Origin of the sequence: Streptosporangium sp. NPDC000239 (genome assembly GCF_040300765.1) — a bacterium.
In the GTDB taxonomy this organism is placed as follows: domain Bacteria; phylum Actinomycetota; class Actinomycetes; order Streptosporangiales; family Streptosporangiaceae; genus Streptosporangium.
In genome coordinates this window covers 244885-259478 of record NZ_JBEPEI010000006.1, presented here as the reverse complement: position 1 = coordinate 259478, position 14594 = coordinate 244885, and the positions used below count along the sequence as shown (strand labels likewise).

The 14594-nt window shown below is 72.4% G+C and carries 14 protein-coding genes; 7 read left to right on the top strand and 7 right to left on the bottom strand.

Translation table 11 applies throughout. The features are described from left to right. Positions 1-24: 24 nt before the first annotated feature. Entirely contained in the window at positions 25-729 is a 705-nt protein-coding gene (locus tag ABT340_RS18375) for an ANTAR domain-containing response regulator (protein WP_352011949.1), read from the bottom strand. Positions 730-862: 133 nt separating this feature from the next. On the opposite strand from ABT340_RS18375, the gene ABT340_RS18370 reads away from it, so the two are divergent. From ABT340_RS18370 to ABT340_RS18360, 3 genes are all read left to right on the top strand, one after another. Continuing rightward, entirely contained in the window at positions 863-2722 is a 1860-nt protein-coding gene (locus ABT340_RS18370) for a SpoIIE family protein phosphatase (protein ID WP_352011948.1), read from the top strand. A 148-nt stretch (positions 2723-2870) separates the two neighbouring features. Next, complete coding sequence (locus ABT340_RS18365) at positions 2871-4022, top strand: glycosyltransferase (RefSeq protein WP_352011947.1); 1152 nt, start codon at positions 2871-2873, stop codon at positions 4020-4022. 94 nt (positions 4023-4116) lie between these two features. Further along, complete coding sequence (locus ABT340_RS18360) at positions 4117-4734, top strand: FMN-binding negative transcriptional regulator (protein WP_352011946.1); 618 nt, start codon at positions 4117-4119, stop codon at positions 4732-4734. 10 nt (positions 4735-4744) lie between these two features. Here the strand turns inward: ABT340_RS18360 and ABT340_RS18355 are convergent, their stop codons facing one another. Next, complete coding sequence (locus ABT340_RS18355; RefSeq protein WP_352011945.1) at positions 4745-5161, bottom strand: VOC family protein; 417 nt, start codon at positions 5159-5161, stop codon at positions 4745-4747. A gap of 57 nt (positions 5162-5218) precedes the next feature. On the opposite strand from ABT340_RS18355, the gene ABT340_RS18350 reads away from it, so the two are divergent. Then, the gene (locus ABT340_RS18350) at positions 5219-5683 is read left to right on the top strand and encodes a MarR family winged helix-turn-helix transcriptional regulator (RefSeq protein WP_352011944.1); all 465 of its coding nucleotides are present in this window, start codon (positions 5219-5221) and stop codon (positions 5681-5683) included. A gap of 76 nt (positions 5684-5759) precedes the next feature. Here ABT340_RS18350 and ABT340_RS18345 read toward each other — a convergent pair whose 3' ends face one another. Then, positions 5760-6827 (bottom strand): PucR family transcriptional regulator, encoded by a 1068-nt coding sequence (locus tag ABT340_RS18345; RefSeq protein ID WP_352011943.1) that lies wholly within the window; start codon positions 6825-6827, stop codon positions 5760-5762. Positions 6828-6920: 93 nt separating this feature from the next. Between ABT340_RS18345 and ABT340_RS18340 the strand changes: the two genes are divergently transcribed. Then, positions 6921-7847: a proline dehydrogenase family protein gene (locus ABT340_RS18340; protein ID WP_352011942.1), complete on the top strand. Its 927-nt coding sequence runs from the start codon at positions 6921-6923 to the stop codon at positions 7845-7847. Continuing rightward, entirely contained in the window at positions 7847-9472 is a 1626-nt protein-coding gene (pruA, locus tag ABT340_RS18335) for an L-glutamate gamma-semialdehyde dehydrogenase (protein ID WP_352011941.1), read from the top strand. The genes ABT340_RS18340 and pruA overlap by 1 nt, the downstream gene beginning before the upstream one ends. Before the next feature lie 92 nt (positions 9473-9564). On the opposite strand, the gene ABT340_RS18330 is transcribed toward pruA, so the two are convergent. Beyond that, positions 9565-10989, bottom strand: a complete 1425-nt coding sequence (locus tag ABT340_RS18330; RefSeq protein WP_352011940.1) for an MFS transporter — start codon at positions 10987-10989, stop codon at positions 9565-9567. A gap of 61 nt (positions 10990-11050) precedes the next feature. Beyond that, on the bottom strand, positions 11051-11662 hold the full coding sequence (locus tag ABT340_RS18325; protein ID WP_352011939.1) for a TetR/AcrR family transcriptional regulator: 612 nt from the start codon (positions 11660-11662) through the stop codon (positions 11051-11053). Positions 11663-11743: 81 nt separating this feature from the next. Here ABT340_RS18325 and ABT340_RS18320 point away from each other — a divergent pair, with 81 nt between their 5' ends. Next, the gene (locus ABT340_RS18320) at positions 11744-13048 is read left to right on the top strand and encodes a M14 family zinc carboxypeptidase (protein WP_352011938.1); all 1305 of its coding nucleotides are present in this window, start codon (positions 11744-11746) and stop codon (positions 13046-13048) included. A 46-nt stretch (positions 13049-13094) separates the two neighbouring features. On the opposite strand, the gene ABT340_RS18315 is transcribed toward ABT340_RS18320, so the two are convergent. Then, a complete protein-coding gene (locus ABT340_RS18315; RefSeq protein WP_352011937.1) occupies positions 13095-14138 on the bottom strand; it encodes a hypothetical protein in 1044 nt (347 codons plus the stop codon). Positions 14139-14321: 183 nt separating this feature from the next. Then, a complete protein-coding gene (locus tag ABT340_RS18310) occupies positions 14322-14585 on the bottom strand; it encodes a hypothetical protein (protein WP_352011936.1) in 264 nt (87 codons plus the stop codon). Positions 14586-14594: the final 9 nt, after the last annotated feature.

The window sequence follows — 14594 nt, the reverse complement described above, 5'->3', positions numbered from 1 at the left end:
CCCGCCGTCGCGGGTCCTGGGGCCTCATGAGGAGCGCTGGTTGCGCTGGTGCTCCTCGACCAGCAGCCTGGCCAGGTCGGCCACCTTCACCTGGTGGTGCTGGGAGATCCTGCGCAGCTCGTCGAAGGCGGCCTCGGCCGAGCAGCCACTGGACTTCATGATGATGCCCTTGGCCTGGTCGATGACCGCCCGGCCCGCCAGCGCCTCCTGCATCTGCGCCGCGTCGGTCCTGACCTCGTCGTAGTCCCACATGTTGGCCAGCGCCACGGTCACCTGCTCGGCGAGCATGTCCGCCAGCGGGGGGACGTTCCTGGCCGCGAACACCCCGGGGAGCACGCCGTACAGGCCGAGGACCAGGACGGAGCGCTCGACGGTGATCGGCATGGACAGCACGGTGCGGACGCCGCAGCGGACCGCCATCCCGGCGTAGGCGGGCCAGCGGGAGTCGCGCAGCACGTCCTGGACGATCACCGGGCGGCCGGTCTCACGGACCTCCGCGGAGGGCCCCTCCCCCAGGTCGGCCTCGCTGTCGACCAGCAGGATGAGCTCGCTGTGCGAGGCGGAGACGACCACGCGTTCCCCCCGCCACAGCTCGGCTGAGCCGCCCGCGCATCCGGGGACCCCGCCCGCGAGCGTGGTGGTCAGCCCGCGCAGCACGCTCTCACTCGACGTCTCCTCGCTGACCCTGCCGAGAGCGGCGAGGTCACGGGCGAGAATGGGAGTGACCATGTCCATGGTGCGGGTCCCCCTATCTGTTTCGCTAACTTAATCACTATCCGACCGCGCATCGATCCGACCCCGCCGGGTGACGTACCGTCTACGACGGGACCGCCCGGTCCCCGGCCGCCGACGAGGACGAGCATTGACCGACGCCATTGGCCTCAACACGCTGGAGCAGGCGCTGAGCGCGCTCGCCTCCAGGGTTTCCTCCCTGCGCGAGGCTAGGTCCGCCTACCCCGCCGACCCCCGGTCCACACTCGACGCGGCCCTGGCGGAGCTCGACACCGCCCGTGAGCTGCTGGAGTCGGCCCTGCGTGAGCTGCGCAAGGCGCCCAGACGCTCCGGCGACCGGGAGAGCGGCTCGCAGCGGGAGCTCAAGCTGCTGCGGCAGGTCTTCCGCTCCTTCCCGGTGCCGGTCGTGGTGCTCGACGCCTCGGGGGTGGTCAGGCGGATCAGCGCGGAGACCTCGCGGATGCTGGGCAGCCCGGCGGGCTACCTGATCGGCCGGTCCTTCCCGCTGCTGGTCGACGTCTCGCGGCGGGCGGCCTTCCGCTCGCACCTGACGGCCGTGCAGCAGGGAGGGCAGAGCGCGACGTTCCAGACCCGGCTGACCCACCAGGGCCGCGCGCACACGGTGCAGCTGGCGGTCATCCGGCTGACCATGCCCGGCGAGCCGCAGGAGATGACCGCGGTCGTGATCCTGCCGCTGGAGGCGCACGTCGCGGGCGACCCCCCGGGGCCGGTCGACCGTTCGGACGCGTCCCTGGTCATGGCCGCCGCGCGCCGCCAGGAGCTGCTGGCCAGGATGACCCGCCTGCTGCTCGACGAGGAGAGCCTGCGCCAGCCGGTGACCGTCACCAGGGCGGCGCGGCTGCTGGCCGCGGAGACCGCCGACTGGGTGATCGCCGACGTGGTCCGTGACGGGGTGCCCAGGCGCGCGGTCGTGCTGGGGCCGAGCGACAAGCCGGTGACCGAACTGGTCCGCCTCGTCGAGGGGCTGACGCCGCTGACCGCGCCCACCGTGGCTCACGTGCTGACCGGGGGTTCGGGCGTGGTCCACGAGATGCTTGAGGACGAGTCGCTGCTCGGCGAGGTCCCCGGCGGACCGCCGCTGCTGCGGGTCATGGGCGCGGCCTCGCTGCTGGTCGTGCCGATCCAGGGCGAGGCGGGCGCGCTGGGCGCCCTCACCCTGGTACGGCTGCGCGACCGCGAGCCGTTCTCCCTGGCCGACCTGGGGCTGATGGAGGAGATCGGCGCTCACCTGGGGCTCGCGCTGCGCGCCAGGCGCAGTTTCCAGACCCGTTCCCAGGCGGCCGACGCGCTGCGCACCAGCGTGGTGCCCAAGAACCTGCCGGACATCCCGGGGGTCGAGGCGGCGGCGATCTACCACGCGGGGTCGAGCCCGGTCGGCGCCGAGTTCTACGACGTCTTCCCGGTGCGGGACGGGTGGGGCTTCGCGCTCGGGGGCGCCGCGGGCAAGGGCGAGGAGGCCGCCTCCGTCACCGCCATGGTGCGCAACGGGCTGCGGGTGCTGAGCGTGTGGGAGTCCGACCCCGTCGAGGCCATGCGCAGGCTGAACCACGCGCTGGTCGCGCAGAACAGCGGGATGTTCGTGATGGCCGTCGCGGGGTTCGTCAGGGCCCGCAGGATCATGCTGGCCGGGGCCGGGCACCACCCGGCGGCGTTGCTCCAGGCGGACGGCGGGGTGCGTTTCACCGCGGGAGGAGGCGTGCCGCTCGGCATCGCCCCGGAGGCGGAGATCCTCACCGAGGAGATCACGCTGACCTCGGGCCAGACCCTGGTGTTCTACTCCGACGGGCTGGTCGCCTCGCAGAACGACCAGGGGGAGGCCTACGGTGAGACCCGTCTGGCGGACGTGCTGGCGCGCTGCGCGGGTCAGGCGCCCGCGACCGTGGTCAAGGCGGTCGAGGAGGACCGGCACGCCTTCTCCGGCGGCCGGGTGTGGGACGAGATCGTGATCCTCGCACTGCGCGTCGTATGACAACCCCATGGAATTCAGGGCAATTCAGAGGTTTGCCCGAGTCTGGGAGTTGGGTATGGTGATGGGCGTCGCAGATGAGTGCCTAAGAAGCAGGCACCCCTGAAGGATTCCAGGCTTTTCCATGCCTATCTCCTCCCAGAGGTGTGCCGTGAACATCGCATTCGTCTCCTCGGACACTCCCTCCGCCCCCCAGGGCAAGGACGACCTCGCCTCGCAGCGGGCCTACCTGATGGCCGTCGCCCGTGAGCTCGGCCGCGAGCACAAGGTCACGATCTACACCCGCAGGCACTCCGACGCCGACAGGCCGAAGGTCCGCCTCTCCCCCGGCGTCACGCTGGAGTGCCTTCCCGCGGGCCCCGCGCAGGACCTCCCCGAGGACGGCCTGCTGCCCTACCTGTCCGACCTGGGCGAGCAGCTCATGCGGCGCTGGGGCCAGGACCGCCCCGACGTCATCCACGCGCACTCCTGGACCGGCGGGCTGGCCGCCATCGCCGGGGCCAGCGGCCTCGGCGTGCCGTTCACCCAGACCTTCGGCGGCGAGGACGGCCAGGACGCCAGGAAGGTCAAGCTGCGGCGGGCGATCGGCCGCCGGGCGAGCGTGGTGATCGCCGGGTGCGGCGACGAGGAGTCGACGCTGATCCGCATGGGCGTACCGCGCCGCAACATCGCGGTGATCCCCTGCGGCGTCGACGTCGAGCGCTTCCGGCGCCAAGGCCCGGCGGCGGCCAGGGGCACCCGGCCCCGGCTGCTGCACGTGGGGCCGCTGAGCCCGTACAAGGGCGTGCACACCGCGGTGCGCGCGCTGGCGGGGATCCCCGACGCCGAGCTGGTCGTCGCGGGCGGATCCCCGGCCGGTGACCTGGAGCACGACGCCGACGCGCACCGGGTGATGCTGCTGGCCAAGGAGGTCGGCGTCGAGGACCGTGTCACCCTGCTGGGCCAGGTGCCGCACTCCTCGATCCCCAAGCTGATGCGCAGCGCCGACGTGGTCGTCTCACTGCCCCGGGAGGCACCGTCCGGGGTCGTGGCGATCGAGGCCATGGCGTGCGGCGTCCCGGTCGTCGCCTCCGCGGTCGGCGCCCACCTGGACTCGGTGGTGGACGGGGTGACCGGGCTGCTGGTGCCCGCCGACCGGCCCGCGCAGGCCGCCCGCCTCACCCGTGAGCTGCTCGCCGACTCGACCCGCCGCACCGCGATCGGTTTCGCGGGGGCGGACCGGGCGCGTTCGCGTTACTCCTGGGAGCGGATCGGCCAGGAGCTGGTCCAGGTCTACGAGAACGCGATGGCCGTCCAGCGCTGAGGCCGCCGCCGTACGGCACGGGCCGGGAACCTCCGGAGGGGGAGGGTCCCGGCCCTTCTTGCCCCGCCCATTGGATAGGCATACGTTTATCCGCATGTTGATTCATCCATGGGACGCGGCGACCGAGGACGAGGCGCTGGAGTTCGTCAGGGCCAACGAGTTCGGCCATCTGATCGCCGCCGGGCGGGGGCGTGAGGTCCCGGTGGTCGTGCCGACCCAGTTCCTGCTCACCGGCGAGCGCACGGTCCTGCTCCATCTGGCCAGGCCCAACCCGATCTGGGCCGCCGTCGAGGAGAACCCCGCCGTGGTGCTCTCCGTCGCCGGCGACTGGGCCTACGTCCCCGGAGCGTGGAAGATCCTGCCCGAGGACGGAGAGGACCCCCGCATGGGCGTCCCCACCACCTACTACGCCGCCGTCCAGCTCGTCTGCGACGCCGAGATCGTCTCCGGCGCGGAGGAGAAGGCGGAGATCCTCAGGGCCCAGCTCGCCCGCCTTGAGGCGGACGGCGCGCTCGCGGACCCGTCCGTGCACGGGCGCCGCCTCAGGGGCATCCTCGGCCTGCGGCTGAGGATCAGGGAGGTCGTCGGCAAGTTCAAGTACGGCGGCAACGTGGACGAGGCGCACCGCCGCCACGTCGCCGAGCGGCTGGCCGAGCGGGGCGGCCCCGGTGACGCCCCCGCTCGCGCCCGCCTCCTGCGCGGACTCGGGTGACCCTCTCCGGTCAGTACGACTGGAGCTCGACCAGGTTGCCCTCGGGGTCACGCAGGTGGGCGGCGCGCAGTGTCGGCCCCCAGCCGGGGAGGGCGCGCGCGGCCGCCACGAGGGTGCCGCCGTGGCACTCACCGGTCTCGGCGGCGGCCTCCAGGACACCCTCGCCCGCGGGCACCCGCAGCACCAGGACCGTCACGTCCTGCCCCGGGGATCGCGGCGCGGGGGCGGGGGCGCCGACGTCGGCCGCCATCGCCGCGCGGTCGTACAGCGAAAGGAGGGTCTGCCCGTCCAGGTCCCAGCTGGCGTAGGGACCCTCCTCCGCGCCCCTGGCCGGGGTCGCCCCGGCGACCCCCTCAAGAAGGCCCCGGTAGAAGCGGAAGGTCCCGGGGAAGTCATCCACGAGCAGTCGCGGATGGAGTGCGTCCATGGTCGTGCCTCATTCGTTGGTAACTACCAATGATTGGAACTATCCTACGGTATGGGCATGACAGTTCCACCCTTCTCCCAGAGCCTCCTGGAGCAGGACGTCTTCGTTCTGTCCAACCTCGCCCTCGCCGTGCGCAGACGGCTGACGGAACGCTTCGCCGAGCTGGGCCTGAACCGCTGGGACGTGGCCGTGCTCGCGGTCCTGACCGACCACGGACCCATCGTGCAGCGGGCCGCGGGCGCCCTCCTGGGCGTCGATCCCAGCGACATGGTGGACATGGCCGAACGGCTCGTGGCGGCCGGATGGGCCGGACGGGAACGCGACCCCTCCGACCGCCGCCGCTACCTGCTCACCGTGACGCCCGAGGGGCGGGAGGTGTTCGAACGCGCCCGCCGGGAGGAACTGCGGGTGCGCGAGGCCCTGCTGGCACCGCTCGGCGAGGAGGACCGGGAGCGGTGGGCCTCACTGCTGCGCCTGCTCCACGGCCACGTGCGCTCGGGCTCCCTCGACGCCCTCCTGTGAGCGGGGCCCGGCCCGGTGGCGGGGCGGGCCGTCCGGGGTCGCGGCTCGACCCCCTCCCGTGGGCGGGGTCCGGAGCTCAGAGCAGGTGGGCGGCCTTGAGGGCGAGGTGGACCAGCAGCCGTTCCTGTCCGTCGGCCAGGTCACGGCCCGTGAGCCGCTCGGCCTTGCCCAGACGGTAGTAGAGCGTCTGGCGGTGCACGCCGAGCGCGGCGGCGGACTCCTGGACGTGGCCGGCCCGGTCGAGGTACCCCTCGACGGTCCTGGCCGCGTCCGCATCACCGAGCAGCCCGGTGACCTCCCCCGCCAGCTCCCCCAGTTCGGCCCGGGACAGGCGGGTGAGCATCCGGTAGACGCCCAGCCCGGACCAGGCCGCGACCGGGGCGAACTCGGGCACCCGCCCGGCGACCCTGAGCGCCCGTACGGCCTCCTGCCAGCTCCGCCAGGCCTGGACCGGATCCTCCCGCGAACCGCCCACCCCGGCGGCCGTGCCGTACATGCCCTGGACCCTCGACGCCAGCTCGATCGCCTGGCCCGAGGGGACGAGCAGGGCGGCGGCGGGTTCCCCCGAGGTGAGCGGCCCCGGGTCGGCGAGCACGGTCCTCGGCAGCGTCCAGAGGGCGGCCACCCGGTCGGGCGAGGTCCTGACCGCGACCGCCGTCACCGGGCCCGTCACGTCGAGCCGCGCCAGCGCCTGCGCGCGCTCCTCGGCGTCGGAGGAGAACAGCTCCCGCAGACTCCTGCCCAGGTGCTGACGGCGGCGGGCGTCCTGGGCGAGCGTGGCGGCGGCCTGGGCCACGAGGCCGGAGATCGAGGCGAGCGTACCGTCGTCGAGGGTGCCGTCGTCGAGCAGCCACAGGTAGCCGTAGGTCACACCGTGGTAGCGCAGCGGCACGCAGACCCTGGCCAGCACGCCGAGCTCGGCGTCGGCGGGGATGCGCACCGGCCCCTTCGCGCCCGCGATGCCGTACCCCTCGAAGTAGGCACGCACCTCCGAGGTCGCGCGGCGGCGCAGAATCGACTCCTGGCGGACCGTGTCGATGTCACCGCTCTGCGCGGCGTAGGCGAGAAGCTGCAGCGAGCGGTCCTCGATGGTGGCCGAGGCCCCGACCCGGTCGGCGATCTCGTCGACTGTCTCCTGTAGCACTCCCCCATTGTTGTACATCTGTATGAAATACGATCACACCGGTCGTGGCAGATGCACATGGGGTTGACGGAACGTCCGTTTTAGTCTAGAAGCATGCTCGGTTCCCTTCTTCTCGCCGGGTCGCGGATGCCGCTGGTACGGCGCGCGGTCTCCGGCGTTCCGCTGACCCGCAAGGTCGTCGACCGCTTCGTGGCGGGTGAGGACGTCCAGCAGGCCGTCAAGGCCATCCGGCGGCTGACCGACGCCGATCTCGCCGTCACCATCGACCACCTCGGCGAGGAGACCCGGGACGCCGACGCCGCGGCCGCGACCGCCAACGCCTATGTCGTGCTGCTCGACGCGCTGCGTGAACTCGATCTCGGCTCCCGCGCCGAGGTCTCCGTGAAACTCTCCGCCGTCGGCCAGGCGCTCGGCGCCGACGGTGACAAGATCGCCCTGGAGAACGCCCGCCGCATCTGTGAGGCCGCGGCGGGCGTGGGGTCGAGCGTGACCTTCGACATGGAGGACCACACCACGGTCGACTCGACCCTCTCCATCCTGCGGGCGGTGCGCGGGGACTTCCCGTCCACGGGGGTCGCCCTGCAGGCCTACCTGTTCCGCACCGAGGACGACTGCCGCGACCTGTCCCACGAGGGGTCGCGGGTCCGCCTGGTCAAGGGCGCCTACGCCGAGCCCGCCTCGGTGGCCCACCAGGACAAGGGCGAGGTCGACAAGGCCTACGTCCGCTGTCTTCGGATCCTGATGGCCGGGCAGGGATACCCCATGGTGGCCACGCACGACGACCGGCTGATCTCGATCACCGAGACGCTCGCCGACCGCTTCGGCCGCTCACGGGGCGGCTACGAGTACCAGATGCTCTACGGCATCCGCACCGACAAGCAGCAGGCCCTGGCCGGCGCCGGGCACACCATGCGCGTCTACGTTCCCTACGGCGACGACTGGTACGGCTACTTCATGCGCCGCCTCGCCGAACGCCCGGCCAACATCGCCTTCTTCCTTCGCGCCCTTGGAGGCAAATGATGGATGCCATCTCCAACGTCCCGGCACCGGTCAACGAGCCCGTCCTCGGCTACGCCCCGGGAAGCCCGGAACGCTCCGCACTGGAGAACCGCCTCAAGGAGCTGACCGGGGCCCAAATCGACCTGACCATGACGATCGGCGGCGAGCAGCGGATGGGCGGTGGCGCCCTCCTCGACGTGGTCCAGCCGCACAACCACGCCTCGGTGCTCGGCCGTACGGCTGAGGCGACCGCCGACGACGTGCGGGCCGCGATCGACGCCGCGCTGGCCGCCGCTCCCGCCTGGCGGGCCCTGTCGTTCGACGAGCGGGCCGCGATCTTCCTCAAGGCGGCCGACCTGCTGGCCGGGCCGTACCGCAAGACGCTCAACGGCGCCACGATCCTCGGCCAGTCGAAGTCGGTCCAGCAGGCCGAGATCGACTCGGCGTGCGAGCTGATCGACTTCCTGCGCTTCAACGTGGCCTACGCGCGTCAGCTCTACAGCGACCAGCCCGCCTCCTCGCCCGGGGTGTGGAACCGGATGGAGTACCGCCCGCTTGAGGGCTTCGTCCTGGCCATCACGCCGTTCAACTTCACCGCCATCGCCGGGAACCTGCCGACGTCGGCCGCCCTGATGGGCAACGTCGTCGTCTGGAAGCCCTCCCCAACCCAGCAGTTCGCCGCGCACTTCACCATGCGCCTGCTGGAGGAGGCGGGCCTGCCCCCCGGCGTCATCAACATGGTGACCGGCAACGGCTCCGCCGTCTCCGAGGTCGCGACCACCCACCCGCAGCTGGCGGGCATCCACTTCACCGGCTCGACCGCGACCTTCCAGCACCTGTGGGCGACGGTCGGCACCAACATCGCCTCCTACCGGTCCTACCCCCGGCTGGTCGGCGAGACCGGCGGCAAGGACTTCGTGCTCGCTCACCCCTCCGCCGACCCGGCGGTGCTGACCACCGCGCTGGTCAGGGGCGCCTTCGAGTATCAGGGGCAGAAGTGCTCGGCGGCCTCGCGCGCCTACGTCCCCCGGTCCGTCTGGGCGGCGATCCGTGACGACCTCGTCGGCAGGGCCGAGTCGCTGACCATCGGCGACGTGGCCGCCGATCTGTCCACCTTCATGGGCGCGGTCATCGACGAGCGGGCCTTCGCCAAGCACAAGGCCGCGATCGACCGGGCCCGCGAACTCGACTCGATCGAGGTGCTGACCGGCTCCTACGACGACTCGACCGGCTACTTCGTCAAGCCGACCGTCCTGGTCTCCGGCGACCCGACCGACGAGATCTTCGTCAAGGAGTACTTCGGGCCGATCCTCGGCGTGCACGTCTACGACGACGCCGACTTCGACACGGTCCTCGACCAGATGGAGAGCGTCTCGCCGTACGCGCTGACCGGTTCGGTCATCGCCCAGGACCGCTACGCGATCGCCTCTGCCTCCGAGCGCCTGCGCTTCGCGGCGGGCAACTTCTACGTCAACGACAAGCCGACCGGGGCGGTCGTCGGCCAGCAGCCCTTCGGCGGCGCCCGCGCCTCGGGCACCAACGACAAGGCCGGGTCGATCTTCAACCTGATCCGCTGGGTGAACGCCCGCACGATCAAGGAGACCTTCGTCCCCCCGACCGACCACCGTTACCCGCACCAGGGCTGACCTTTCACACGAGACGGCGCCCGGGACCCACCATCCGAGTCCCGGGCGCCGTCTTCGTCCTCGTAAGCCCGCAGGCGGCCGTTGCGAGGTTCTCATCCCCGGGGGGCGGCGGCCTTCGCCGTCGGACCCGGATCCGGGTGGCCGTCCCGGGTGTGCCGCGCGGCGGCGGGGATCACCAGGGCCGCGCCGACGGCGAGCAGGCCGAGCAGCGCGGAGAGCAGGTAGGTCTTGAGGAAGCCGCTCTCCGCGGGGACCCCCGCGACGGCGCCTGACGCCAGCACCATGCCGCCGAGCTGCGCCCCGAAGGTGCCGCCGACGCTCTTGGCGACGAAGACCACGCCGCTGACCCCGGCCGCCCGGTCGGCGGGCACGTCGGCGGCCACGACGTTGAGCGCGGAGGTGAGACCGATGGAGACGCCCAGTCCCACGACCGTCACCCCGGCCACGATCTGCCACGGGGAGGCGTGCCAGAAGGCGAGCATGGCGGTGCCCGCCGGGACGAGCCCGCTTCCGAGCACCAGCACGGCGCGCCGCCCGAGCAACCTGGTCATCGGCCCGACCAGCGGCGCGACCAGGGTGCCCGCGACGCCCAGCGGGAACATGTACAGACCGATCCGCAGGGTGTCGGCGCCCAGGCCGTAGCCGGTCTCCACGGGCAGCGACAACATCATCGGCAGCGCGACCGCCAGCCCGAAGGAGGAGAAGCCGAACACGAACCCCATCGCGGTCACCCCGGCCGGAGAACGCCCGGCCAGCAGCCTCAGATCCACGAGCGGGTCGCCGGAGCGGAGCTCGACGGCCGCCCACAGGCCCAGCGTCAGCACCGCGGCCGCGAGCAGGGCAACGGTGGCGGGGGCCGCCCAGCCCCAGCTCGCGGAGGTGGTGAGGCCCAGCATGAGCAGGGCGAGCCCGCCGCCGAGCAGCAACCCGCCCGCCCAGTCGACGCTCCCGGAGGCCGCGCGGGGTGTGGCGGGTACCGTGCGCCAGGCCCACAGCGCCGCCACCAGCGCACCGGCCAGGGTCAGCAGGAACAGCCACCGGTAGCCCAGCGCCGAGGTGAGCGGCCCGGCGAGGACGAGGCCGAGCGCGCTGGCCAGGGCTCCGACACCGATGACCAGGCCGTTGCCGGTGGCGCCCTGCTCGGGTGCGAGGGTGTCGCGGAACAGGCCGACGGTCAGCGGCAGCACGCCGAGCCAGACGCCCTGCACCGCCTGGCCGCAGATCAGCACGAGCGCGTTGGGCGCCAGCGCGGAGACGAGGGCTCCGGCGCTGGTGACCGCCATCAGGGTGAGCAGCAGGGCGCGTTTGTCGTAGGTGTCGGCCAGGCGGCCGACGATCGGGGTGCTGATCGCCGAGCTGATCAGCCCGCCCGTGAAGATCCACGCGATCTCGGTGGGTGAGGCGGCCAGCTCCCGCTGGATGAGCGGGAGGGCCGGCGACAGCATCATCTCCAGCAACTGGAAGACGCCGATGAACAACACCGGCGCGCCGATGATGCCAAAGCCGGATCGGGACATGGTCGTGCCTTTCGGGTGGGGGGTTGGTGTACGGCCGCGCGTTCCCCGACCCGCGGCCCGGCTAGGCGGGCCCGAGCACCTTCGGCGTGATCAGGGCGTGCGCGGCGTCGACGAAGAACTCCTCGGAGCCTTCGTGGACACCGAGCACGACGCTCTGCCCGAGCCCGGACAGCAGGCCCTTGAGCGCACGGGCCAGGCGCACGGCCTGCTTCTCCGTGACAGGTGCCCCGTCGTGCCCGCGGCCGGTGAACAGCGCGGCGAGGCCGACCTCGGTCGACCTGATCGAGGCGTTGAGTTTGCCCAGCAGCTCCGGGTCGTTGAGCACGAGGTCGAGCACGCGCGTCTCGAACAGCAGCTTTCCCACGGCGTCCGGATCGGCCGACATCCGCTGGAACCGGCGGGCGACCTCCGCCACGACCTCCTCCAGTGACAGCCCCGGGCCGCAGGCCTCGATCTGCCGCAGGTCGAGCGGGCCGGTGTAGTCCTCGACCATGGCGACCATCAGGTCGTTCTTGCCGCCGAACAGCGAGTAGACCGCCCCCGTCGTCAGGCCGGCCAGCTCGGCGATGTGCTCCAGCTTCGCCTGTGAGCCCTCCTTCCCGACGACCTCACGCGCCGCGTCGATCAGCGCGCGCCTGTTTGCCGCCTTGCTCTCCGCCCTGGTCAGCCGCATGGCGTCGACCTCTCCTCGTCTGCTGCCCGGCAAACAATAATCTGCTTTACTAGAATAATCCAGATTATCAGGAGGCCGAAGATGAACGTCGACCTGTACATGAGCCGGGTGCCCGACTACACCGCGTTCCCGACCGTGGACCGGATGCACGCCGAACTCGACGAACTCGCCGCCGCCCACCCCGACCTGGTACGGCTGCGCCGCATCGGCACCTCCCGCCTGGGTGAACCGCTGCGTGTGGCGACCGTCGGCTCCGGCCCCCACGATGCCGTGATCATCGGCGGCCCCCACCCCAACGAGCCCATCGGCTCGCTCACCGTCAGCAACCTGCTGCGCCAGCTCGTCGAGGACGCCTCACTGCGCGAGGGCCTCGGCTACCGCTGGCACCTCATCCCGTGTGTCGACCCCGACGGGGCCCGGCTCAACGAGGGCTGGTACACCCGGCCGAGCGACCGCCGCGCCTACGCCGAGCACTTCTACCGCCCCGCCGAGGCCGACCAGGTCGAGTGGACCTTCCCGCTGACCGGCGAGGACTACTTCTTCGACCGCACGCTGCCCGAGACCGAGGCGCTGATGCGGCTGATGGACGAGGTCAGGCCCACCTTCGTCTACTCCCTGCACAACGGTGAGCTCCAGGGCGCGTTCTACTACCTCAGCAAGGACGACCCCGCGCTCGCCGCCCGCCTGACCGCCATCGCGAGCGCCCAGGGACTGCCCCTGCACATGGGGCCGCCCGAGGTGCCGAGTGCCGTCCCGATCGGCCCCGCCGCCTACCGGACCCCCAGAGGCGCCGAGCTGGGGCCGGTCTACGGCATCGGCGGCGGAAGCGTCGACTACGCCGAACGCTTCGGAGCCCTGCACCTGGTGACCGAGCTGCCCTACTGGGCCGACCCCCGCGTCGCCGACGAGACCCCGACCGGCCAGGGGTACGGCGAGACGCTCCAGGCCGGTCTCACCGCGCAGCGCGCACTGATCACCGAGCTGGCGCGGTCCATGTCGGCGGTCAGGGCGGACCTGACGGTGCATTCACCGTTCCGCCGCGCCCTGCAGGACTTCCTCGACACCTACGAGGACTTCCTCTCCGAGTGGGACTCCTTGCCCGGCGCGGACCGGCCCGCCACGGTGGCCGAGGTGGTCGGCAGCCGGCAGGTCGCGCACAGCATGCGGCTGAGGTACGGCGGAACATGCCTGCGCCTGCTGGACGCCGAGATCGCCGCGGGAAACGTGACCCCTGCCATCCGGGCCGAGCGCGCCCGCGTGAAGGCGCTCTTCGACGCCTGGTTCACCGAGGCCGAAGCCGACGCGACGGCCACCCCGATCCCGATCCGCGCGCTGGTCGCCGTACAGCTCGGGGCGGCCCTGCTCGCGGCGGAGTCGGCGAGGTGACCGGCGGCCCGGAGTCCCCTCCGGGCCGCCGGCCGGTACGAGAAGCTCAGCGGCGGTAGGCCCAGATCAGGCCGTCACGGCCGGAGGGCGCCGCGCCGACCGCCCAGCCGGAACCGCCGCTCTCCAGCTGGATCGCGAGGTCGCGGACGGACGCGTTCCGGTTCGGCGGCGCCGGGAAGACGCCCGGCTCGACGCCGTCGACGCCGATGTGCAGGAACGCGCTGCCTCCGCCCTTGTCGTCGTAGACGACCCAGGCCCCGCCTCTGCCGTCGGGCTCGGCCTGGGCGCGCGGCTGGATGCCCGGTTCGCCACGGACCTCGAAGTTCCAGCTGCCCGGGTAGCCGGACAGCAGCAGGGTCTCCCCGCAGAACTTCGCACCGCCGCACGGCCAGGCGGCCCAGCCGACGGCCATCACCCGGCCGGTCTCGCCGTCCATCGCGACATCCGTCAGCTCCGAGATCTGACCCGGACGCGCGGTCGGGAGCGCAGGAAGCTCGACCGCGCGCCAGGCCTTACCGGTCCAGTGGGCCAGAGCCGCCGTGCCCCGCGCCGAGCCCGCCGCCCACGAGCCGTCGAGTCCCTTGACCACGATCGGCGTGGGGACCTCACGCCACACCGACCCGGCCAGGCGCCGCAGTGTGGACCGCGCCTTCCACCCGGCGGCGCCGGCCTTCGGGAACACGTTGGCGTTCTCGACGACCCACAGGTTCTCCCCGATGGAGTAGGCCCGGTCCACCCGGCCGTGGCTCCACGGCCTGACCTGCCAGCGCCTGCCGTCCCACCGGGCGTATCGCGACGCGCCGAACGCCCAGACCCTGGTGTCGGAGGCCGACGCCAGCCGCTTCACCCGGAAGCCCGGCCCGGTGACACGTTTGAAGGCGGACCGGCCGCCCTTCAGCAGGAGCTGCTCCGAGCCTCTCGTCCCGGCGACCCAGACCGCCCCGCCCGGCGTCACCGTCACCGCGTCGTAGGAGGCGCGGCGGTCGTCGTGGACGACACTCCACTGTCCGGCCGGCGCCACGGCGTGGGCGACGGCCGGCTCCGCGGCGACGAAGAGGGCGACGACTGCAGCGGTGCCGCGAAACAACAATCCCATAAGGGTGAGACGCGCATTCCTGGAGAAAAGTTGCATGCCGACGGGGCGCGACCGGACGGCGAGGGCCCGCGTCGGGCCTGCCGGGGAGGGTACGGCGGCGCCGCCGGGTCAGCGGCGGGACCCGCGGACGCCGGGGCGCGGCGCCGCCGGCCCGGTGGCCGCGGCGCCGCGCTTCGGTCAGCCGGTGTAGGACGGCCTGACGACGACGGGCTCCTGCGGACCGGCCTTCCTGACCGAGGGCCGTTCGTCGGCGGGCGCCGGAGCCGCCGTGGGCCGGTCCTCGGCCGGTACCGGGGCGGACGTGGGCCGCTCCTTGGCCGGTGCCGGGGCGGACGTGACGGACGGCTTCTGGTCGGCCGCGGCCGTGCCCGCGAGGCCCCCGAGACCCGCGGTCAGGGCCAGCGCCGCGCCGATGCCGACGAGCATGGCTTTGATCTTCATAGGTTTCCC